Here is a 23,189-nt window from a genome sequence, read left to right as displayed (position 1 = left end):
AAAAAGTTGATAATCAAAATTTTAACTCATTGACGTGATTGGGTGCAAATAATTGGTTATTAATCAATTAAGCTCTTACTTCTTGCATCTTTGCTCCTTCGTCCAAAGTCCAATATATTTGGATTTACGATGAAGGATTACATGATTTTTGATTTGTAAAATACAATCTCTTACCGATTCCTCCCATATTGCTCATGACTCGAAACCCATTCATCTGCTGCAACGGCTGCGCCTAAAGACAATTCGCCACACAAGACAACAGCGGCAATAATTTCCGCCAATTTATTGACCTTGCCAGACCCGTAGCAATCCATTATTTCCAAACACTCTCGTTGAGTCGGCAAACCCACGCCACCACCATAAGTTGCCACAATCAAAGCGGGAATGGTAATCGAATAATAATAGTCACCATTCTCCAAAATTTCACCATAGTAAAAACCTGCCGAAGACTCTGCCACATTCGCAACATCCTGACCCGTAGCAATAAATAGTGCTGTAATACCATTGGCGAAGTGTGCGCCATTGCTGACCGAGCCAGACATGAATGCGCCTGTGCTGGACAATTGACGGAGGGCAAACAGTTTTTGAGGCGAAATATGAAGGACTTCCTCCATCAGTTGTTTGGACAAAGTGATTTCTGCAATGACCCTTTTTCCACGCGTTTGCATGGCGTTGAGCATCGAGTGTTTTTTGTCGGTATCGAAGTTTGCAGCCAAAGAGAAGTTTTCGATGCCTTCAGGGTTTTGGTCCAGAATCCAATTGCAGGCATGTCGAGTCGCTTTTGTGACCATGTTTTGACCAGCAGCGTCGCCCGTTGAGTAATTGAAGCGAAGCCAACGCATTTTGCCGAGGGCATATTGACCAATATCCAAGAGTTTTCCGAAGCTTGTCGTTCCTTCCGCTTTTACCTTGATTTCATTGAAGTTAGCCGTTACCCATTTTCCAAATTCTCGGGCATATTGGGCATTTTTGAAGATGAAAACGGGCGCACGATTCATGCGGTCGTCCACTACACAGGTCGTAATTCCACCTGCCAAGCGAGCGATTTTCATCCCACGATTGTAGCTTGCCACCAAAGTCCCCTCGGTGGTCGCCATTGGCACATAAAATTCACCTTTTGCAGCTTCGCCATTCACCAATAATGGGCCTGCAAAGCCCAATGGTACTTGCACAACACCCGAAAAATTCTCAATGTTTCCCGATACTTTTTCAGGATGGAAGGAGTATTTTTGGATATGCTGAAAAGAGGTGTTTGTTTCGGCTTCAACGGTTTTGCGGCGAAATTCAGCTTGTTCGTCGGTGTAGTCGTTGGTTTTGGAGTAAGGGAGTTTGGGGAGCATTTTTTTGTAATTGTGAAATGGTTGAATGGCTGAATGGCTTAATGGTTTTATGGTTTTGTGGTTTTGTGGTTGAATGGTTGAATGGCTTAATGGTTTTATGGCTTAATGGTTTTATGGTTTTGTGGTTTTGTGGTTTTGTGGTTGAATGGTTTTGTGGTTGAATGGTTTTGTGGTTGAATGGTTGAATGGTTTTGTGGTTGAATGGTTGAATGGTTTTGTGGTTGAATGGTTGAATGGTTTTGTGGTTGAATGGTTTTGTGGTTGAATGGTTGAATGGCTTAATGGTTGAATGGTTGAATGGCTTAATGGTTTTATGGCTTAATGGTTTTATGGTTTTGTAGTTTTGTGGTTTTGTGGTTGAATGGTTTTGTGGTTGAATGGTTTTGTGGTTGAATGGTTGAATGGTTTTGTGGTGAAATACAATTATACAATTTTGCAATTTCACCATTAGGTAATCACTCATTTAGACCTCCGCAGCACCATAATTTTCAATCAAACCAAACTGCCATGCGTGGTAGCGAAGGTGTTGGTAATGAAACAACTCCAGCTCTTCAAAACTCAACTCACCAAAGAAAGGATTGTAGGAAAGTGTATCAGGATGTGCTTCAAAATGTGTGTAAAATCGCTCTACTGCAATTGGTACTTGCTCCAAAGCTTTTTCCAGTGAACTGTACTTCAATTCGGGTAAATCCGCTTTGGATTTATCACTTGGACGGTGCTGCAAAATCGCTCCGTTTGCAATGAATTTTTTGAAGCCCAATTGACCTTTAGTAGGCGGATTTTCGGGTTCACCTGTTCGTTTGATGCTCATTTTTACCACATAAGCAATGTGTTCAATCATGTGTTGAGGAGTCATCAAACCAAAATTGGCTTCAGTATCTATTTGCAGTCCCTTCAATAATTCGGGGAGTTCTTGGGTCAAAAACTCTTTTTTAGTTGTTGCGGTCATTTGTAGAATTAATTTATTGTTTGAAGTGGCTAAATTAGGGATATTTTAACAACAATTCTTATCCACATAAGCAAAATCCTTTGATTTCAAAAAAATGCTCACCTCCCAACTGCTACTTTCAAACTTTCTCGAAGATTCAAATATATCGATTAAAGCTGTAAAAAGTACACTCCAGTTTTAAGCACACAAGCTGCAAAATGATTTTACAACCCCTCAAATCAAGCTATACGAAACAAACAACTTTCTCTTTACCACTTCAATTGCTTAGATTATCTTTGACCTTTAATATGTTTTATGAGCTAACTTTAGCAATACCGAATGGAAAACAAACAAACTGACATCGTTCACCCAATAAGTGAACAGCAACTGACATTGAAGCAATTGCAGGAAATAAATCAAAACGACTGCAAATTGCAATTATCCTCCAGAGCTATCCAAAAGATTACGCATTGCAGGAATTATTTAGACCAAAAACTGACCTATTCTGAACAGTCTTTTTATGGAATCAACACAGGCTTTGGACACCTCTACAATGTATCCATTTCTAAATCCCAACTAACTGAACTTCAAAGAAATTTATTGCTTTCTCATACTTGTGGAATGGGCGAAGAAGTGCCGTTGGAATTAGTGAAATGGATGTTGTTTTTGAAAATTCAATCCTTATCCTATGGACATTCGGGAGTTCAACTGCAAACAGTGCAGCGGCTCATAGACATGTACAATTACAATATTTTACCTGTTGTCTATCAGCAAGGTTCATTGGGCGCATCAGGAGACTTAGCTCCTTTGGCGCATTTGGCGATTCCGTTATTAGGAGAGGGAGAAGTTTGGTATCAAGGTGAAAAACGACAAAGCAAGGAAGTATGGCAATCATTGAATTGGAAAACCATTGATTTACAAGCCAAAGAAGGTTTAGCACTCATCAATGGTACACAGTTTATGGGAGCTTATGGCGTATGGCTTTTGCTAAAAAGTGAATACCTTTCCAAAGTTGCCGATTTTTTGGCGGCGGTTTCATTGGAGGCTTTTGACGGGCGAATAGAACCTTTCTTGGCATTGAGTCACCAGATTCGCCCCCACAAAGGTCAGCTTGAAACAGCTCAACAAATTCTTGATTTCTTGGGGAATAGCCAAATCATTGCACATCCCAAAGCGCATGTACAAGACCCATATTCTTTTCGTTGTGTGCCACAAGTGCATGGAGCGAGTAAGGACGCAATAGGGTATGCACGAGCTGTTTTTGAAGTAGAGATAAACTCCGTTACTGACAATCCCAATATTTTTCCAGAGGAAGACCACATTTTGTCGGCAGGTAATTTTCATGGTCAGCCATTGGCATTGTCTTTGGATTTCTTGGCAATTGCTTTGGCAGAGTTGGGAAGTATTTCGGAGCGAAGGACTTACAAGCTTTTGAATGGTGAAAGAGGTTTACCTTCCGCTCTAAGTCCTATTGCAGGTTTACATTCGGGTTTGATGATTCCACAATACACCGCCGCTTCCATTGTCAGCCAAAACAAACAACTGTGTACACCTGCTTCAATAGACTCGATTACATCCTCCAAAGGTCAAGAGGATCATGTAAGTATGGGTGCAAATGCAGCAACAAAATGTTATCAAGTCCTCAACAATTTGGAGCGAATCCTTGCCATCGAAATGCTGACCGCCTTTCAAGCCTTGAATTTCCGCAAACAACAGACAATGCTTTGCAGTTCGGATTTGATTGAAGCAGTATTTGCGGCTTTTCGCCAAAAGGTAACCTTCAATGATGGTGATAGATTGTTACAAACCGATTTGAGGGAAAGCCTTCAATTTATTCAAGAAGAACTTAGAAATTATTTGTTATTTTAGCGGTTGAAGCAATTTTTTGGAATGGCGAAAAAATAACTTTACATTGTTTTAAAGTTATTTTTTCCTTGTCTCTTACTTGAAAAAATGGATATATGTCCGAAGATTCCGAAAACAAAATCATCATCGCCATAGATGGACACGCCTCTTGTGGGAAGAGTACGCTTGCAAGAGGTTTGGCAAGAGAATTGAACTATTTATACATCACTTCTGGTGCAATGTATCGAGCTGTCACGCTTTATTTACTTGAAAATGGTATAGATTACAAAGATAAAAAGACTGTTAAAAAGAGTCTATCCGACATTCATATTTTCTTCAAATACAATCCAACTACCTACAATGCAGATACTTATTTGAATGGCAAAAATGTGGAAGCTCAGATTCGAGACAAAGAAGTGTCAGATCATGTAAGTCCCGTCAGCACTATCAAATCGGTACGTACTTTTTTGGTAAAACAGCAACATGCGCTTGGCAATAGCAAAGGAATCATCATGGACGGTAGAGATATTGGCACTGTTGTCTTCCCGAATGCCGAACTCAAGATTTTTTTGACCGCAAGCCTCGAAGTGAGGGCAGAAAGACGTTATAAAGAATTGAAGGAGACAGGTATGGAAAGACCCTTTGAAGAAGTCCTTCAAAACGTAACCGATAGGGATAGAATTGATTCGACACGTGCGATTAGTCCTCTCAAAAAAGCAAAAGATGCTGTTGTGGTGGACAATTCTAATATTAGCCAAAGCGAACAACTATCAATGGTGCTGGCTCTTGCGAGAAAAAGAATTAAAAAAGTAAATAATCCATAAGAAAATATCATGAAACAATTGATTACCATATTCCTGGCAGTTTTTTTCTGCTGCAATTTGTATGCACAAGAAACCGTCAATTTAGACGAACTTTTTGCAGATAGGGTAGAGGTCTATTTTGAATTTGAAGTAGCCGAAAAAGCAGATTTGGCAGCCGTTTCCAAATTGGTGAGCATAGATCATGGTGAATGGGGAAAAATGGCGAAAGCTTATGCCAATGAGCGAGAATTTAAGGCATTTTTGGCCACTGGTTTGCCCTTCAAAATTTTGCCCCCGCCCAGCACACTGCACAAGCCTAAGATGATGAATGTCAATGAATGGAAAACAAAAGGTGGTGTAGCCTGTCTCGAAACTTGGGATTTTTACCCCACATACTCTGCATACGAAACTATCATGGCAGATTTTGCAGCCGCTTATCCCGATTTGTGCCGCATTGTGGAGTTTGGACAATTGCCGAGTGGACGAAAACTGTTGGCAGCCGTCATTTCTGATAATGTAGCAGAACGTGAAGTCGAACCCCGTTTTTTATACACTTCCTCCATTCACGGTGACGAAACCACAGGTTTCCCGTTGATGCTGCAATTGATAGACTATTTGCTTTGTGAATACGGCAGCAACGATATGATTACCAACATCGTAGATGGTATGGAAATTTGGATCAATCCGCTTGCCAATCCAGATGGAACTTATACAGACAACAACGAAACAGTTTTTGGTGCAACTCGCTACAACAGCGAAGGGCACGACCTCAACCGCAACTATCCCGACCCGATTATCGGAAATGTGCCAGTGAATCAACGCCCTATGCAGTTGGAAACTTCTCTTTTTATGGCATTGGCGGAGGAGAATCATTTTGTGATGTCGGCAAATTTTCATGGCGGAACAGAAGTGGTGAATTATCCGTGGGATACAAGACCAGAACTACACGCCGATGATGATTGGTGGTTTTGTGTGTCTTCAGAATATGCAGAAAGTGTTCATACCAATGGACCGAGCAACTATTTTGACGGTTTTGGGGATGGTGTCACCAATGGTTATGAGTGGTATGAAGTAGATGGTGGTCGTCAAGATTACATGACCTATTATCAGCATGGGAGAGAAGTGACTATCGAACTATCTGACCAAAAACTACTGAGTGCCAACAAAATTGCAGCACATTGGGACTATAATCGGGACGCACTGCTCAACTATATGGAACACGCTATGCATGGTTTTCAGGGAGTGGTAACGGATGCTTTGACGGGTGAACCCATTGAAGCAAGGTTATTTGTACGCAACCACGATTTTTTCAATTCCGATGTTTATTCCAACGAGTTGGGTTGTTATGCCCGACCCATTATTGAAGGAACTTATACGCTTCTTTTTTCTGCCGATGGATATTTGGATGCAGAGTACAAAGATTTGAAAATAACCAAAAAACGCCAAGGTTTTCGATTGGATGTAAGCCTTATGCCCGAAATCACGAGCATTGAAGACCGACTGAAAACGGATGATTTTGTACTGTATCCCAATCCTGCAAAAAACACGCTTTTCTTGAAGTTTGAAAAGACAGCCATTCAACTACAATTGTTTGACATGACTGGAAGAATAATTTACAAAACAAACCTTTCAAAAAAAGAAACGACTTTGGATATCAGTGATTTGGAAGCAGGTATTTACTGGGTGAAAGCTATTGGAGTGGATTGGAGTGGAAGTCAGAAGATGGTGGTAGGAAAGTAGTTTGCGAGTAAAATGTTCATGTGCTTAAATGCCTTGAGGATAATCATGGCTCAAAATTGAAACATGCAAATGGTCATCCGTTCCTACATGTCTCAAAGTATTGAAACCCATCGCAGAAAAATACGTCTTCAGAAGAAAATTGCGGACTGCAAAGTGTCCTTTTGTGCGAATATCCACTGCATGAACATAACCATCTTTTTGTGGATAATGCAGGGAACGTTTTTTGGAAGGCAAACCCATTTTTCGGTAATCTTCGGGTTGTCGTTGGGCATCGGTAAGCATTACATCTTTGTCCAAAAACAAAACCGTGCTGATACCCAAACGCAAAATCGGATGCAGCTGCGTAAATTGTTGTTGAATAACAGGCGTTTTTGCATTGTGTTTCGCCAAAAAAAGCAGTGCATGAAGCGCATAAGCACCCACCAAAAATAGCGCAATCCAAGCAATTTTTTTCAAAGTTTGCAGACTCGTCCAATATCCTGTGGCGTATCCATATACAAACACCAAATAGATAATGACCAGCAAAGTAGCCAAAATCATTCCGCCAACAATGGACATGGAAGTATAGGTTTGGTGGTGAATATGGAGGTAAATAGCTCCTCGTATCAGCAAAATGAAGGGAAGGGTGAGAATCAGCAAAAATTTGGCAATTGACCAAATTATATATTTGATGGACATATACTGTATAATTATTTGTTTAAGTTCCTTCTTCTGAGATTTCTATTCATTCATCCAAAGTCTAAACAACTTGCCCCAACGAAAAATAGTTCCCGAGTACTATCGCCTTTCGTATTGAAGTTTATTCCCTTTTTCTGTATTCAACAGCACTAATGAATTAGTGTTCAAATCCGCAATTTCATAACAAATTGTATCAAGAGCTGTTCTCAGCCAAATAAAATGGCCATTTTCGTCCACTATTCCTTTTGCAGAAGGGCAGGCATTGTAGATGTCGAATTTCATTTTAGAAACCTGACGACCCTCATACAGTTCGTAGTATTCATTTCCTGATATGACAAACATTTTTTTTGCATTATTGGAATCTTGCCAAGTCCCATCTATTTGCATCTTCATTTTGTTCATAGAAGAGGATGCTCCGATGTAAGCAGGAGATTGATCTATCACCGTTTTAGAAATGGCTTCACGTTTTGCAGCTTGTGTAGATGCCTCATTTTGGGAGGAATAATTGGTACAGGCATTCAACAAAAATATGCAGAGAAAGGCGGAGGTAAATTTGATTATATAATTCATGGTATATAAGTATTTATGGTATTTTCGCAACATTGAAGTATTCATGAAGCCATAAAAATACACAATTTTAAGACAAACAAAACGATGAAAAAACGAATAACCCTCACTTCAATTATACTTTGTGCTGTTTTTGGTCTTATCTACACAGGCGTAGAATATTTCTATTTTCCGAACAATTATGCAATTGGCGAAGCTATAGACAGTTTGAATGGTGTGAAAGTGTATTTCAATGGCAAAGTCGGAAATGTGCATGGAAGAAATGTGAAGGAGGGTTACAATGTCGGTTTGAAGTACCAGTGTGTGGAATTTGTGAAGCGTTATTACTACGAATATTTGCAGCACAAAATGCCAGATAGTTATGGTCATGCCGTGAGTTTTTTTGACCCCGACATTGTAGATGGTGAACACAATGCTAAACGGAATTTGACTCAATTCACCCACCCAAGTACTTCAAAACCAATGGTCAATGATTTAATAGTGATGGATGGTACTCGCTTCAATCAATACGGTCATGTGGTCATTGTGTCAAAGGTGATGGATGAATACATTGAAATCATTCAGCAGAATCCTGGTGCTGCTGCTCCTTCAAGACAAATCTACAGATTGAGTCAAAATGCGGAGGGCAAGTGGGAGATTCGTCATAAGCGGATATTGGGTTGGTTGAGAAAGCTTTGAAATTCAAATGCAAAAATCAGCTTCCAATTCAAAGGGATTTTGTAAATTCATCGTCTGTTATTTCTTGAATTTGAGCTTTTCACCATCATCAAACATCTTATGAAACTCTGCATACTTCACGACCTTCAAGACGATTTTTATCTCCAGCAACTCCTGAAACACCTGCATCCTCTTCAACAACTTGACTTGATTGAAGTTTGGCATACGCAACAGATTTTGGCGGGGCGAAAAATGGAGGAGGTATTGCTGCAAGAATTGAAGGCTGCAGATGTGGTGATGCCCTTGTTGAGTGCGGATTTTTTGGCGGGAGAAACATACCTCAAAATGACCCAAACTCTTTCGACCAAACATTCCCAAAAAAAAGAATTGTCGATTTTACCTGTTTTGCTAAGGCATTGTCAGTGGGATATGACCTTTCTAAAAACCATCAAAATACTTCCCAGCGCAAAGTATCCTCTCAACGATGATTTTTGGAAAAGCAGTGACCATGCTTTTGATGTGATTGTAGAAGAACTGAAACGCCTCTTGCAATCCGAAGAGCCAATGGGAGAGGAGCAGGCTGCAAAAGAAGGTATGGCATCTCCCAAACGAAAAATGGCTTGGGTCATCAAAAACCTGCAAGTACGCTCCGAACCGAATGAGCGGGGGCAATTCGTGCCAATTGTGGTGTCCAAAAAAGTGGAGGAAAAATTAGCGGAATATGTGGAAGCCACTGAAAAAATGGAGGTGCTGGAAGTCGAAGGCATCCGTTTTACCCGAGCCGAATTACTCACCAAAAAAGCCGTTCTTGATTTCACCGAAGCCTATGTCAAAGGCTGGAAAAAATACATCGAACTGCAAAATCGCTCCTTCTTTTCGCTTACCAAAGGCCTCGAAAACCTCGGTAACACGGGCTTGATGCTCTACAAACGCCGCCAAACCAATATGATGCTCAAAGAGGCAAGACGCTTAGAACCTCAAAATGTGGAAGTGCTGTTGGCTTCTATGCGCTTTCTGATGCTGACCCAAACCAAAGATGTCAAAGGCAAATCCGCCTATCTTTCCCAAATCGAACAGATTTTGACTCCACCCCAAAGCGATACCCAACGCTTTCAATTGGCAATCGCTCGTATGTACCAAGCCCTTGAACCCACTGGGCTCAATCGTTCTTTACTGCAAAAGGTGCGTGCAGACTTTGAAGCGATAGGGAAGTTGAATTATGTGGCGTATTGTGATGGTTTGTTGATAGGTGGAGAGTATGTTGGGGGGTGAATTGAACGTGCAAAATTTTACTACATAACCTAAAAAACAAAAGCCGATCCTTACAGAATCGGCTTTACTAAATTAAAAATACATGAACTATGCTTATAAATTAATTTGGTTCTGTGACAATTTTTGTAGAAGCAATAAAGACTTCGGAAGTTTCATTTTATAAGAGGTTAATTTTTAGCGAAATAGTTTTTTGATTTTGTAAGCGGCAAACTTCCGAAGTCTCAAATCACAGATTTTGTCAAAGAACCATTAATTTTAAGGCTCTAAGTTCTCCAATTTCTTCATCAACTCTTGTGTTTCTTTCGCTTCAATGCCATCCTTTGCAGCCAATTCCAAAGCCAATTTTGCAGTTGTCAAAGCCTCTTGATTGTTGCCCAACTTGTGAAGCAATGCTGCTTTAGTGTCGGTATTGTAGTAATTCTGCTCCAGCTCAATAGAACGATTTGCCCACGTCAAAGCTTTGGCTAAATGTGCTTTATCTTCAATGTTTTCGAAAAAACCCCAAGCGATTGTATTCAACAAATTCCAATCGTCCATGCCTCCTTCTTTTTCAACATAGGCCATTGCAGTGCTAACATATTGGTCCCAATCATCTGTATTCTCATAGTAGGTTAGAGACAAAGAAGCGTTCATAGATTCCGCTTTTTTGGGATAATATTGATTCACCAAAGCCATTGTTGATTGCAGTCCATCCATATCTTTGTCTTGCCCTGCACGGTAGGCCGCATTGTGTAGCAATTTTTTAATGGTTTTAGCAGCTTCTTTATCACCCAGACTTTGAGCAAATGCTTCTTTGTTTCCCAAAATGTAGTCCAAACCCAAACCACTGTCATAGGTGATTTTGGTAACTAAATTTCTTGTTTCTTTGGGTTCCATTTCTTCCTCAATAGCAGCTGTGATGGCTACTTTTGCAGCTTCAAGAGCTTCTTCATATTGCCCAAGTTTGAAGTGCAAAGCTGCTTTAGTGTCTGTATTGTAGTAGTTTTTCTCCAATTCAATCGAACGGTCTGCCCATTCCACTGCTTTTTGAAGATGAGCATTGTCATCAACGTTTTCATAGAAAACCCATGCAATGCTGTTGAGGGTTTCGGCATTGTCCATCGCATGATTTTCCACATATTTTGAAGCAACATTTGCGTATTCCTTCCAATTGTCCGTTTGTTCATAAAAACTCATGCTCAATTTGGCATTCCACTCATCTGCTTTTGCAGGAATGTTTTCACTGATGAATGTAGTTGATTCCCTCAATGCCTTGGCATCATCATTTTTTGCAGCCATCGCCACTTTACTTTTCATCATGCCCAAAAACTTGTTGTCAACTTTCTCAGAAGTGTAGGCCTTTACATATTTTTTGCGGTTGTTGAGCAACAATTGAGCCGCAGTACCATCGTAGTTGATTGGAATGGTCATCACCATATCCATTGTTTTCTGACTTTTCAACTCTTTTTTATCGAGTTGTTGGAGATACTCGTCAGCTACTGAACCTGATTGATAGTATGCGTCCGAACCATACATGGCCATTGCATAGTTGTATAAAACCGAAGGAGTCTTGTCCCCTGCCTCATATTTGGCTTCCAAGGCATAGTATTGTTTGTTTTCATCTATCCCGTCTTTGCCCACTTGCACAAATTCATTTGCAGGTCGGTAGCCAGCTGATTTGTGTAGTGCTTCACCTTCGGGGTTGATAAACAAGAAAGTAGGATAAACACGTACACCGTATTTTTTGGCGAGTTCGATGCCTTCACCCTTTTCCATATCTATTTTTACGCTCACATATTTATCATTGAAGTAAGCACCCACATTTGCTTGGGGGAATACATCTTTAGACATCATTTTACAAGGTTTGCACCACGATGCATACGCATCCATAAAAATGGGTTTGTTGGTTTTTTGTGCTTCTGCCAGCACTTCTTCCCAGCTTCCTTCAAAGAAGTTAATCCCCTCAGATTGTTGGGCATAGCTAACCGTACATATAAAAAGCAGCAGTACGGTAAATAGTTTTGTCAATTGGTTCATAAGCATTTATTTGATTGATTTATAAAGTAAAAATTAGAAATCGAATATACTTGTTGTGTTGTAATTCTTTAACTGCATAATGGGGTAGTAAGTTATGGCAATGACGAAAAATAACTTTTTAGTCAAAAAATCTTATAATTTACATTAAAATGACAACCTAAGTAGTCAAGAAGAAGTAAAAAGGATTGATAAGCGCAACATAAAAATAAATGGAAATAAAATGCATATTAATTACCACACATTTCATATCATCCAATACTACCACAACACCTACCAGTAAATTTACTAAAACCCGCCATTGTAGTAGGCATGCCTACTGATAATTGATAACCTCAGAAATTTACTAATAACTTCAATAGGTTTATTTAGCTATACAGAAATTACAATAGAACCAGTGAGGCCTTGGCATTGCTGGTTTTTTTTGTTTACAACAAATGAATGCCATCTGCTTCAATGCGAATCTTGCGCTCACGGTACAAAGCCCCAATGGCTTTTTTGAAAGTTTTTTTACTCATTTTCATTCGTTTGTAAATCTCATCTGGGCTACTTTTATCATTGAGTGGCAGAAAACCCTCACTCTTTTGAAGTGCATCTATGATAGGATCAATATTGGAAATCACATTGCCGTAACCCTGTTTTTGAAGGCTGAGGTCAATTTTATTGTCTTCCCGAATTTCTTTGATATAAGCTCTCAGTTTGTCGCCAGGATGTATTTTTTGGAAAATTTCGTTTTTGTAAATCAATCCCTTGTGCAGGTCGTTGATAATGGCATTGTAGCCTATATCCGTTTGTTCCCAAATCACCACATCGACTTCCTCGCCTTGTGTCACAGTCAGATTTTCTTGGTCTAAGAAATGATGCAATTTGCAAGAACCGACCAAACGTTCTGTCTGATCGTCAATGTACAAGTAAACAAGATAGGAGGCATTTGGACGCATTTTTTTGTTTTGTTGCGAATAGGGAACCATCAAGTCCTTCTCTAATCCCCAATCCAAAAATGCCCCAAACCTATTCACATCTTTCACCTTCAGATACGCAAACTGATGCAGTAAAATCTTTGGGGTCAAAGTAGTTGCTGTGATTCGGTCTTCCGAATCTTTGTAAATGAATACTTCTATTGTATCGTTTTGACCCAGATTATCAGGCACATATTTGTTGGGAAGCAGTACCTCATTGAGTTCTTCTTCGTCACACAAATAACAACCGTTGTCAGTCTGTCGGTAAGCTTTTAGGGTATTGAATTCTCCGAGTTTTATCATGTATAAAAAATTTTAATTTACTGCAAAAGGGTATATACTTCAAAAGTGTGCGTCTATACAATTTCAGCCACCACAAAAATACTTCCGCCAATATAAATCAAATCTTTGGCATCCGCCGCCAATTTTGCCGCCTTCAATGCTTCACCAACCGAAACATAAGCCTCACCTTGCAGCCCAAACTCTGCCGCCTTTTGCTGCAATTTTTGAGCATCTAAGCCACGAGGAACATCCGCTTTGCAGAAATAATAAGTAGCATCTGTTGGAAGTTGTTGCAGCACTTGATCAGGTTTTTTATCGTTTACCGTTCCGAAAACAAAATGTAGGTGCTGGTAATCAACCGCTTCAATTTGCTGTATGGCATATTGAATACCTGCAATGTTGTGTGCGCTGTCAGCTATGATAATAGGATTTTTTTCGGATAAAATATGCCAACGCCCCAATAAATTGCTGATTTTTTTGACCTCCTTCAATCCACTATATACATTTTCTTCCGAAACTTCAAAACCCAATTGTGGCAAGAAATCAACACATTGAAGTATGGTCACCATATTTTTGAGCTGATAGTTGGTCTGCAAATCCGATTGAAGATTGGGGTACTGAAGGGCACCATTTTTATATACATCAAATTGCTGATAGGTCAAAAATTTTTCAACATTATTCAACAAATAAGTTTGTTCTGCAAAATGAATAGGAGCATTCATTTCCTTTGCTTTGGCTTCAAAAACGGGACGTGTTTCGGGGTGAATTTCCCCAATGACGACAGGTGTATTCGATTTGATAATCCCCGCTTTTTCGGCTGCAATGAGTGGCAAAGTGTCACCAAGCATATCGGTATGATCGAAACTAATGTTGGTGATGACGGATAGAATGGGAGAGAGGATATTGGTGGAATCCAAGCGTCCACCCAAACCTACTTCAACAATAGCGATATCAATGGATTGCTCGGCAAAATAATCAAATGCCAAGGCGACGGTCATTTCAAAAAAAGAGGGCTTCAAATCTTCAAAATAAGCCCGATGCACTGCCACAAAATCTACAACGGCTTGTTCGGTGATGTATTCACCGTTGATTTTGATGCGCTCCCGAAAATCTCGGTAATGTGGCGAGGTATATAAACCCACTTTGTATCCCGCTTGTTGTAATATAGCAGACAAGGCATGAGCAGTTGAGCCTTTGCCGTTGGTGCCTGCAATGTGGATGCTTTTGAAGGATTCTTGGGGTTGCCCCAAATGTTGGCAAAGAGCAAGAATATTGTCCAAGTCTTTTTTGAAGGCTTGTGGCCCAATGCGTTGAAACATGGGCAGTTGATGGTATAGGTATTGAAGGGTTTGTTGGTAGTTCACGTTTTTGGTAGTCAAAATGAGGGTTATAATTAAGAATCATAGCCGTCAAGTTTAGTAATTAATATAAGCATTAAGCCTTGAACAAGAACAAATAATGTAAAGGAAGCTTTCTTATAGTTTCTCTGTATAGTGTGCTTCTTTTTTATTAAAACTTCTTGTTCAATGCTGTATGAGAAACGAGCAAACCTTAGTTTGATGGCTATGAATTAAGAATCAAAGTTAGCAAAAAAGATACGAGAAATTATTTCACGAAAGTCAATAAAAATGTGATTCAAGCGGTAACATTTTTTCTGACGAATCATTAAGTGGTGTTCTGGCAAAAGAAGCAACTTTGGATAGAAGGATGCTTTAGCATATTTGCTGAACATCCTAAATAAAATTGCAGTCTAACATCTTATTTTTTAAACCATTTAATACCTATTTATTATGAGATATTTCACTTTGCTTTTGTGTACGTTGTTTTTTTGCTTTGCTACCAACTCTGCCGATGCTCAAACAAGAGGACGGCAGCCTTCGATTCAGAAAAAAACGTATGAAACAGTTCCAAAAACAAGCACAACAAACCGAACCTACCAACCCATTAGCCCTTTAACAATCCAACAAGAAGACTCTGATAATCCTTCCGAAATTTTGTTTAGAAGTTTACAAACACCTGTTAAAGCCTTAGAAGATTTGCCTTCAATGGAAGGAGCTAAGACAGGTAGAACCATACAATTCTCTAAACAAACTTCTACTATCAGCAAAACGATTTCTGCAAACGCAATACCTCAAATTGCAGCAGATTTGCCTCTTGCTCGAACCATGAGTGGGAGTTTTGACAGTGCTTGCACCGAACCCGATATTGTGATTCCCGAAAGTGATTGTTGTAGTTATACCATTCAAGACCAAAAAAACAGTAAAAACGTAGCCTACCGACAGCCAAAGCACGTTTTTGGAGATGAAGCAAGCGCACGCAATTTTGCAGCTTCTGTAAAGGCAAGTTTGCCTATTTATTTGCCCTACAAAGAAAGCAGCGTGTATGCTGGGCAAGGCTGGCATTATGATTCAGGAAGTTTTCATGGAGCAGTGGATTACAGTAAAACAGCCAATTCGTATGGTTCGGGAATTGACCCTACCTTTATGGTCTATTCTGTGGCAGATGGTGTGGTTGTTACTGTCACATGGCTGGATTTGATGGGAAATGTGGTGGTAGTCGAACATACTGCTCCAAATGGTGATAAATACCGCAGTGCTTACATTCATGTTCGGAATGGATTTGACCATGACTTGCAGAAGGCAAAAAATATTGCAATCAGTGACCCCAACGATGCAAATGCTCGTGATGTGAAGTACAAGAAATTTGCCAATTTGAGCAATCCAAGTACCCTGCTTTGGGGTACGAATAGCCAAACGATTAAGGTGAAAGTGGGCGATAAAGTTTCGGCAGGTCAGTTGATTGGGTATAGCGGTAATACTGGCTATGGCGGAGCAGGTTGGGGTTTGAATACCAACGGTACGCCTACCAATGCGAATACAGCCAACAATCATTTGCACTTTATGATGTGTGTGCCTGATCCTCGCCCAAGCAATCCGAGTGATTGGGTGCAAGTTGATCCTTACGGTGTGTATGAAACCGTGGGTGAGCACAAAGAATGTTACGATTTGTTGTCAGATACGCCTTACAATAGGTTGTTTGCGCCTTTTTATCCTTCTTTCCACAATGTGCCTGCGGAGTATGTGAGCCACTATTGGGCTTATTACACAGGCATGGGAATGGCATTGCAGACTTTGAGTATTCACCGAAAAGGCAATCAATTGCTGGCATCTGGTTCGTTTCAATGGGGTTTGTCGAATCAATGGTATGCAAGATTTTTTATGACAGGAGCAGATTTTCAAAAATACTTCAATGAGTACCACAACAAAGGTTTTCGACCAAGACAAATTGATGTGACCAACGACAACAGCGGCAATGCACGCTATACGGTTATCTGGCAAAAGAGAGGAAATGAAGTGTATTATACTTATTTTGGTTTGACAGACAACGGATTTAGTGAAAAATGGGATGATTTGGTCAAAAATAAAAAATACCGTGTTGAAGAACATGTTATTTATACCGACAATGGACAAACCCGACATGCTGCCATTTTTGTGAATACCAATTCAGGTGGTTTTTATGCCTACCACAATATGACTGCCAATAGCTTCAATGACAAATTTGACGAATTGCACAAAAAAGGTTTTATGCTACACAGTATGCACGCTGCTTCAATTGGAGGACAAACTAAGTACGATGGAGTTTGGCTTCCTCGAAATCAATCTTACTATGCGTATTATGGCTTAACGCCGAGTGCTTACCAACAAAAATTTACGCAACTGACGCAGCAAGGTTACCACTTACACAAAATACAAGGATATGAAAATTCTGGAAAGTTTGCGGCTATTTGGGTGAAATAGAGGTTGGATTGAAGGAATTGTAAAATGCCGTGATTGAGAGACTTGTACTCTTAATCACGGCATTTTTTTTTGAATTTGCAACAAGGTTTGCATTTGAGTTTTCAATTTGAATTTGCCTTAGACAAAAGAAGTAAATGTTTACTTAATTTATTTGCTGTCAATGATTTAAAACTCTTTGTCTTATGTCTTTAATCTTTCGTCCAAATTCTAAATTTAATAGGAACTTCCCTAAAATAAAGAAGCGCAGGAATTTATTTAAAAATAGTCCTACGCTCTTTAAACCACGAAATTACCACCTAAAAACCTAAAGGTAGCATACTATACACCAGTATCTTTAAGTCAAAATATATAAATATTCTTAATGCACACTGATATTAACGCAATCAGCATTTTATTAAGATAGACTATTCAATGTGAATTGTTTATAAGCAACCTTTCGTATTGCTTACAATCTATTAATACGGCAATATTGAAGCTTGGTTACATCTCACATGATTTTTTTGTGACAAAACGTAAAAAAAAATAAAAATGACTACTTTTGAAGCTCTTTTAATGGGCAAATATCAATACTTAATTTAGTGGTAATTATTTAATTTTCAGTTGTTTAGTGGTTTTTGAAAACAAAATTAGGGGCTGTTAAATGTTTAGATAAAAAATCGAAAACATTTGAAGTCAAGAATATATTTTTTGTCCTTTCTTGGAACAAGTGTAGTTTTTTGAAGTATTAATTCGATATAAAATAGTTGTTCAAGCCCGATATATTTTTTCTATATTTGGCATTTTGTAGCAAAATGAGTGGATATTCTATGCGATTTATGTATAAGTACTTGCAGGTGATGGCGATTTTATGGATTGGATTTGCGTGTGCATCTCAAAATCAACAAGAACAAGCGGCTACACCTCAGGCTGAGGTGGCGGAAGATGGACTGGAGTATATTACCTTAGCATCAGGAAAAAAAATTCCGAAAGCAGAAAATGGGATTACAGTAGTAAATCAGACGGGATGGACAAACGATCAGATGGTGTTTCAGCAGGATTATTGTGAACAGAGTGTGGCGAGTGTAGCGGAGGTGATTCACCCTGCCAAGTTTTGTAGTTGTTTTTTGAGTAAAGTGCAGTATTATTATGACCCTATTTTTTTGAAGGAGGCGTATGCGGATCAAAAAATGTGGAATCAGGCATGTTATGATGAGGCTTTTGTAGAATAATCAATGGTGATAATATTAAATAAAAATATAAACAATCAAACAAATACAATATGAGCAACTTACTTTTGGAAGTCAAAAATTTGAAGACCTATTTTCATGTAGAAGCTGGTACGGTGAAGGCAGTGGATGATGTGAGTTTTAATTTGCATCGAGGTGAAACACTTGGGATTGTAGGGGAGTCGGGTTCTGGAAAATCGGTAAGTTGCTTGTCAATTATGCGTTTGATTCCTTGCCCTCCAGGTAAGTTTGACGGAGGAGAAATCATTTACCACGATAAGGAAAAGGGCCCTGTTGACTTGTTGAAGTTGCCGATTGAAGAAATGCGAAAATATCGTGGAAATGATATTTCAATGATATTTCAAGAACCGATGACCTCTTTGAATCCTGTTTTTACCTGTGGTTTTCAGGTGATTGAAGCAATTCAACTGCACCAACACAAATCGGAAGCAGAGGCGAAGCAGATTACCTTAGACCTCTTTGAGCAAGTGCGCTTGCCGAATCCTGAACGCATTTATGATGCCTATCCGCATCAACTTTCGGGTGGTCAGAAACAAAGGGTGATGATTGCAATGGCATTGTCTTGTGAACCGAGTATTTTGGTGGCGGATGAACCAACAACGGCTTTGGACGTGACGGTGCAAAAGCGGATTCTAAAACTAATGTCTGAATTGCAGGAGCGCAAAGGTGCTGCAACGGTTTTTATTACACACGATTTGGGTGTGATTGCAGAGATTGCAGATAGGGTAGTGGTCATGTACAAAGGTAAAATTGTGGAGCAAGGGCCTGTTTTGGATATTTTCACGAATCCACAACATCCTTACACCAAAGGTTTGTTGGCTTGTCGTCCACCTTTGAATCGCCGATTGCGTCATTTACCCGTTATCAGCGACTTTATGGGATTTGATAAGGAGGGTAAAATGATCGAAAAAGTGGCTTCGGTAGAGGAGGCTTTGCGGAGTGTGGAGGTGAAACCTGAGGAAACGAAACAACGGTTTTTGGAGCTTCAACAAAACAAGCCTATTTTGGAGGTAGAAAATCTAAGAACTTGGTTTCCTGCAAAAAAGAGCTTTTTCGGCAAAGTGTTGTCTTGGGTGAAAGCGGTGGATGATGTGAGTTTTGACATTTACCCTGGCGAAACTTTGGGCTTGGTGGGCGAATCTGGCTGTGGTAAAACGACGCTTGGACGGACGATTTTGCGCCTCGTAGAAGCAAGAGAGGGAAAGGTAATCTATGATGGAAAGTCTATTTTGGAATTGGACAAAAAAGACATGAAGGATATGCGTCGGCACATGCAGATTATTTTTCAAGACCCTTACTCCTCTTTGAATCCGAGAATGACGATTGGAGAGGCCATCATCGAGCCTATGACGATTCACAATATCATGGATAGCAAAAAGCAACGGATGGACAAAGCGGCTGAACTGCTCGAAATTGTGAGTATGCAGCCTGATCACCTCAACCGTTACCCACATGAATTTTCGGGTGGTCAACGTCAGCGTATTTGTATCGCTCGTGCATTGGCCCTTGAGCCTAAGTTTATTGTGTGTGATGAATCGGTTTCGGCTTTGGATGTATCCGTTCAGGCACAAGTGCTGAATCTATTGATTGAACTGCGTGAAAAATTCAAGTTTACTTACATCTTTATTTCGCATGACCTCTCGGTGGTCAAGTTTATGAGTGACCGAATGGTGGTGATGAATGGCGGTAAGATTGAAGAAATGGGCATTGCAGATGAGATTTACCACAACCCGCAACAAGAATATACCAAAAAATTGATTGAAGCCATTCCTCAGGGTCGAGTCGAGGATATTATCGCAAGGGTAGGGAATAGGGTTTGAGCCTATGAAAAGGAATTTGCTACTCCAACGGTTTCGACTTCTTTGGCATCCAAGATTGACAAAGTTTTCGTTCGTTTGGGTGAGTGAAACACTTTTATCGCTGACAATCATTGCATTAGGTGTTTCGCCCCATATAGGAGTCCTACCTGTTCCAAATACCCTGAAACACTTTTATTGCTGACAATCAAAGCGTTAGGTGTTTCACTCCACAAGTGAAACTTTGTAAGCGGTTGGAAACTCTGACAACAGTTGAACGATTCTCCTGAAATAGATGAAAAAGTATCGCATCACTCCCCAATCAATAAATACCCCGCCCAATGTATCGGTGCTTTTCCCTGCAAAATCAACTGTCGTTTGGCTTCCTTCAAGGAAAAAGCGTAGGGTTTTTCCTCCAATATGTGCTGAAACAAATGCTTGGTCAATTGACAAGAAGCTTGGTCATAGACTTTGAAGAGGGTGTAAATCACGTTTTTCGCACCTGCATAGAAAAAGCCACGATTCAATGCCATCACTCCTTCGCCTTTAGCAAGTTTGCCGACTCCTGTTTCGCAGCAACTGAGGACGACCAAATCAGCATTGAGTTGGAGATTGTAGGCATCGGAGAGATAGAAGATGTTTCCTCCTTTATCACTCCAAACATCGCCGTGTTTTTCAAACGACGGCGAGTTTTCTGCTCTTATTGGCGAAGACTTGGCGACATCCGAAGGATTCGCAAACGTCTGATTATCATCAGGCGACAAAATAATCCCTGTCAAATCGGGTTGTTTTTCATTGTAGAATCCATGTGCTGAGATGAGGATGTACTTGTGTTTGCCGATGTTTTGGAGGAAATTGTAGATGTTGGCTGCTTGGTGTAGATAAGTTTCGGCAGGAATATTTTTGGCATTGAAGTAGGATTGTATTGAAGTAACTTCTTCTTCGGAATAAATCAACTCACTGAATGTTTCTTCTCCAATTCGAATAGAGCGAGTGGTTTCTTCGTTGTAAATGCCTCTTTTTATGATTTTCTCCAATGGTTGATTTTGCTCTCTTTTGTAAACGGGGGCGAAGCCTATGAAACTGGATTCGGTTTGCTCGTTTTTTCCTGAATGGGTTGAAAATCGTTCTATATTTTGGCTCCAAAGTGTTGCGGAATAGTGGTAGCTGATATTGTATTGAAGTAATAAATACGGCAAGTCTGCATATTTTGCATTGGTTGTTACTTCTTCTGTCAACAAAGCTTCAAAAGGAATTGTACTGAGAATTCCAGAAGGAATGATTTTGAAATTCGTTATTGGTGCTTGGTTACTGGTTATTAGTTGATTTGTTGATGTGAGTGGTTTTATTAACAGTTGATAGAGTTCAAAAGCTAATTCGCAATATTCACTTTTGTCAATTTCGTCAATTGAAGCTTTGTAGGCTTCGACTAAATCTTCAAAGTCCGTAGGTTTTTCTAATTGAATGAATTGGGTATCATTGGAGGTAATAGCAAAGAGATAGAGGTGTTTATCTCCAATGAAGTATTCAACTAGGGCAGTTCTGGAGAGAAGTTTTTGTTGGAGAGTTTTGATAGTCACGGTTTCTGCTTGGTGCTTGAGTTGGTAGTATTGGGGGTAGTTGGTTTCGAGTTGTTGCACCAATTGGTCATATTGCAGTTTGTGGTTAGCGTATTCTTGTTGAAGTTCAATCAACTCTTCTGATTCTACTTTCGCTTCTTGTGCTTGTAAACGACTGATTTTTTGACTCAATGCAGTCATTTGTCGGTTCGTTTGTTGTTCTTGTTTCAATAAATCATCTGGGATATTGGCGGTGATTTTGGCAGCTTGGTTTTTGAGGTTAGAGAGTAGTAAAACGGATTTATCTTGCTCAAAGGTTGTAAAAGCATTTTCCATAATGTCAATTTTAGCCAATTCTTCCAACGAATTTTTATCGGACTTGGCAAATGTTTTGTCTTGAAGCAGTAGCCGTATTTGCGTCAAGATTTGCAGTAAAAGTGCGTGGACATTTCTTGCTTCACTCGCCAAGTGAAACTTACTTTCGTCAGCTTTGTAGGTCTTTCTTATTTCTTGAATCAATCGGGTAGCCAATTCAATAGTCTCAAAGGCAAAAAACAAATCTATTTCCTTTCGATTTCGGTAGAATTGCACCAATAAATTTTTTGATTTTTTGACCAAAAATAGGGTGACTCGTGGTGGAAGATACTCTACAAAAAGTTCCATTTTTTGATACGGGTCTATCCAGTTCTTCTTGCCGATGAGGTAGGCTATTGCCTTTTGATGATATGGAAGAGCCTCTTCCCACCTGTCCATATCTTCTAAGCAAGCGGCTATAAATTGGAGGGAAATAGCAGTATTATAGACATCATAGTTTTGGATTTTTTTATAGACCGAGAATGATTTTTTATAATATGCTAATGCCTTTTTGGGGTGTCCATTTCCTTTGAAAAAATTGCCCATCGCAAAGGCAGTTCTACCCGTAGAAAAATGTGATTCACCGAAAATTGCGTGTGAATTTTGATAGGCTTTTTGATAAGCTTTAAGGGCTTTTGTCTGATTGCCGATGTTGGCATAACAGTCTCCAAGATTGGCATTAATGACAATCGAAACGCTCGCTTTGTCGAATGTTTTTGGGTCGTGTAGTTCAATCGCTTTTAGGTAGTATTCAATCGCCTTCTCGCTATTTTTGAGCATTTTGTGATTGAAGGCAAGATTGTTGTAAGTTCCCACCAATTGGATTTTGTCCTCTGATTTGAGGTAATAGGGTAGATTCTTTTGAAAGTAGAATATGGCTTGTCCATAATCTTGTTTTATGGAGTAGAGCCACCCAATTGTATTGTAGGCAGTGTGCAAGAAATATTTTGGAATAGCATCGTGTTTTTGACAGAGAGACAGCACCTTATTGATGAATCCAAAGGCTTTATCTACTTCCCCTTTATGGGCATAGCTCGTACTTAACCCTTTGTAGGTGTAGGCAAGGTTATCATATCCAACTTCTTGGTCTGTTACTTCTATTTGTAGGTTATTTTGCAGCAATTCAATTGCCGCTTCAAATTGTCCCAAGTGAATCAAACAGTCGGCTACTTTGTTTTGGCAAAGTGCGTATTCATACCATTGATTATGTGTGCGATACAGCTCAGATGCATCTTCCAAAATGGGGAGTGCTACTCGGAAGTCAAACTTGTCAATAAGTTCGAGACCCTTTTGTTGGAGGATATTGGCTTTGTGGAGTTTAAAGTTAGAGTGTTTCACTTTCTTTTTTTTTGTAAAAGTAAAGTATTTGGCTT

General features: G+C 39.7%; 16 protein-coding genes. 8 read left to right on the top strand and 8 right to left on the bottom strand.

The window, feature by feature from the left end; genetic code table 11:
- Window positions 1-170: 170 nt before the first annotated feature.
- Entirely contained in the window at window positions 171-1,340 is a 1,170-nt protein-coding gene (locus R3E32_04035; GenBank protein MEZ4883887.1) for a hydroxymethylglutaryl-CoA reductase, read from the bottom strand.
- 463 nt (window positions 1,341-1,803) lie between these two features.
- Window positions 1,804-2,289, bottom strand: coding sequence for a DUF1569 domain-containing protein (locus R3E32_04030; GenBank protein MEZ4883886.1), 486 nt, complete (start codon window positions 2,287-2,289; stop codon window positions 1,804-1,806).
- A gap of 318 nt (window positions 2,290-2,607) precedes the next feature.
- On the opposite strand from R3E32_04030, the gene hutH reads away from it, so the two are divergent.
- The 3 genes from hutH to R3E32_04015 all read left to right on the top strand — a co-directional run bounded on the left by hutH (window position 2,608) and on the right by R3E32_04015 (window position 6,656).
- Complete coding sequence (gene hutH / locus R3E32_04025) at window positions 2,608-4,137, top strand: histidine ammonia-lyase (GenBank protein ID MEZ4883885.1); 1,530 nt, start codon at window positions 2,608-2,610, stop codon at window positions 4,135-4,137.
- A gap of 92 nt (window positions 4,138-4,229) precedes the next feature.
- Window positions 4,230-4,937: a (d)CMP kinase gene (gene cmk / locus R3E32_04020; GenBank protein ID MEZ4883884.1), complete on the top strand. Its 708-nt coding sequence runs from the start codon at window positions 4,230-4,232 to the stop codon at window positions 4,935-4,937.
- 9 nt (window positions 4,938-4,946) lie between these two features.
- Window positions 4,947-6,656, top strand: coding sequence for a M14 family zinc carboxypeptidase (locus R3E32_04015; GenBank protein MEZ4883883.1), 1,710 nt, complete (start codon window positions 4,947-4,949; stop codon window positions 6,654-6,656).
- A gap of 24 nt (window positions 6,657-6,680) precedes the next feature.
- Here the strand turns inward: R3E32_04015 and R3E32_04010 are convergent, their stop codons facing one another.
- Window positions 6,681-7,334 carry a hypothetical protein gene (locus R3E32_04010; GenBank protein MEZ4883882.1) on the bottom strand — a complete coding sequence of 218 codons (654 nt, stop codon included), beginning with the start codon at window positions 7,332-7,334 and terminating at the stop codon, window positions 6,681-6,683.
- A gap of 99 nt (window positions 7,335-7,433) precedes the next feature.
- Window positions 7,434-7,904: a hypothetical protein gene (locus R3E32_04005; GenBank protein MEZ4883881.1), complete on the bottom strand. Its 471-nt coding sequence runs from the start codon at window positions 7,902-7,904 to the stop codon at window positions 7,434-7,436.
- Window positions 7,905-7,988: 84 nt separating this feature from the next.
- Here R3E32_04005 and R3E32_04000 point away from each other — a divergent pair, with 84 nt between their 5' ends.
- Window positions 7,989-8,579 (top strand): CHAP domain-containing protein, encoded by a 591-nt coding sequence (locus R3E32_04000; GenBank protein MEZ4883880.1) that lies wholly within the window; start codon window positions 7,989-7,991, stop codon window positions 8,577-8,579.
- Between the two features lie 99 nt (window positions 8,580-8,678).
- Window positions 8,679-9,830: a hypothetical protein gene (locus R3E32_03995; GenBank protein ID MEZ4883879.1), complete on the top strand. Its 1,152-nt coding sequence runs from the start codon at window positions 8,679-8,681 to the stop codon at window positions 9,828-9,830.
- 255 nt (window positions 9,831-10,085) lie between these two features.
- Here the strand turns inward: R3E32_03995 and R3E32_03990 are convergent, their stop codons facing one another.
- From R3E32_03990 to R3E32_03980, 3 genes are all read right to left on the bottom strand, one after another.
- Window positions 10,086-11,846: a thioredoxin family protein gene (locus R3E32_03990; GenBank protein ID MEZ4883878.1), complete on the bottom strand. Its 1,761-nt coding sequence runs from the start codon at window positions 11,844-11,846 to the stop codon at window positions 10,086-10,088.
- A 425-nt stretch (window positions 11,847-12,271) separates the two neighbouring features.
- Window positions 12,272-13,105 carry a S1-like domain-containing RNA-binding protein gene (locus R3E32_03985; GenBank protein MEZ4883877.1) on the bottom strand — a complete coding sequence of 278 codons (834 nt, stop codon included), beginning with the start codon at window positions 13,103-13,105 and terminating at the stop codon, window positions 12,272-12,274.
- A 53-nt stretch (window positions 13,106-13,158) separates the two neighbouring features.
- The gene (locus R3E32_03980; protein ID MEZ4883876.1) at window positions 13,159-14,448 is read right to left on the bottom strand and encodes a folylpolyglutamate synthase/dihydrofolate synthase family protein; all 1,290 of its coding nucleotides are present in this window, start codon (window positions 14,446-14,448) and stop codon (window positions 13,159-13,161) included.
- Window positions 14,449-14,874: 426 nt separating this feature from the next.
- On the opposite strand from R3E32_03980, the gene R3E32_03975 reads away from it, so the two are divergent.
- From R3E32_03975 to R3E32_03965, 3 genes are all read left to right on the top strand, one after another.
- Entirely contained in the window at window positions 14,875-16,881 is a 2,007-nt protein-coding gene (locus tag R3E32_03975) for a hypothetical protein (GenBank protein MEZ4883875.1), read from the top strand.
- A gap of 806 nt (window positions 16,882-17,687) precedes the next feature.
- Window positions 17,688-18,089 (top strand): hypothetical protein, encoded by a 402-nt coding sequence (locus R3E32_03970; protein ID MEZ4883874.1) that lies wholly within the window; start codon window positions 17,688-17,690, stop codon window positions 18,087-18,089.
- A gap of 50 nt (window positions 18,090-18,139) precedes the next feature.
- Complete coding sequence (locus R3E32_03965) at window positions 18,140-19,927, top strand: ABC transporter ATP-binding protein (GenBank protein ID MEZ4883873.1); 1,788 nt, start codon at window positions 18,140-18,142, stop codon at window positions 19,925-19,927.
- 287 nt (window positions 19,928-20,214) lie between these two features.
- Here R3E32_03965 and R3E32_03960 read toward each other — a convergent pair whose 3' ends face one another.
- Window positions 20,215-23,154 carry a CHAT domain-containing tetratricopeptide repeat protein gene (locus R3E32_03960; protein MEZ4883872.1) on the bottom strand — a complete coding sequence of 980 codons (2,940 nt, stop codon included), beginning with the start codon at window positions 23,152-23,154 and terminating at the stop codon, window positions 20,215-20,217.
- Window positions 23,155-23,189: the final 35 nt, after the last annotated feature.

Source organism: Chitinophagales bacterium (assembly GCA_041392475.1).
GTDB lineage: Bacteria > Bacteroidota > Bacteroidia > Chitinophagales > UBA2359 > JAUHXA01.
Note: the sequence above shows the minus strand (reverse complement) of the source record. Positions and strands in the feature narration are given on the sequence as shown.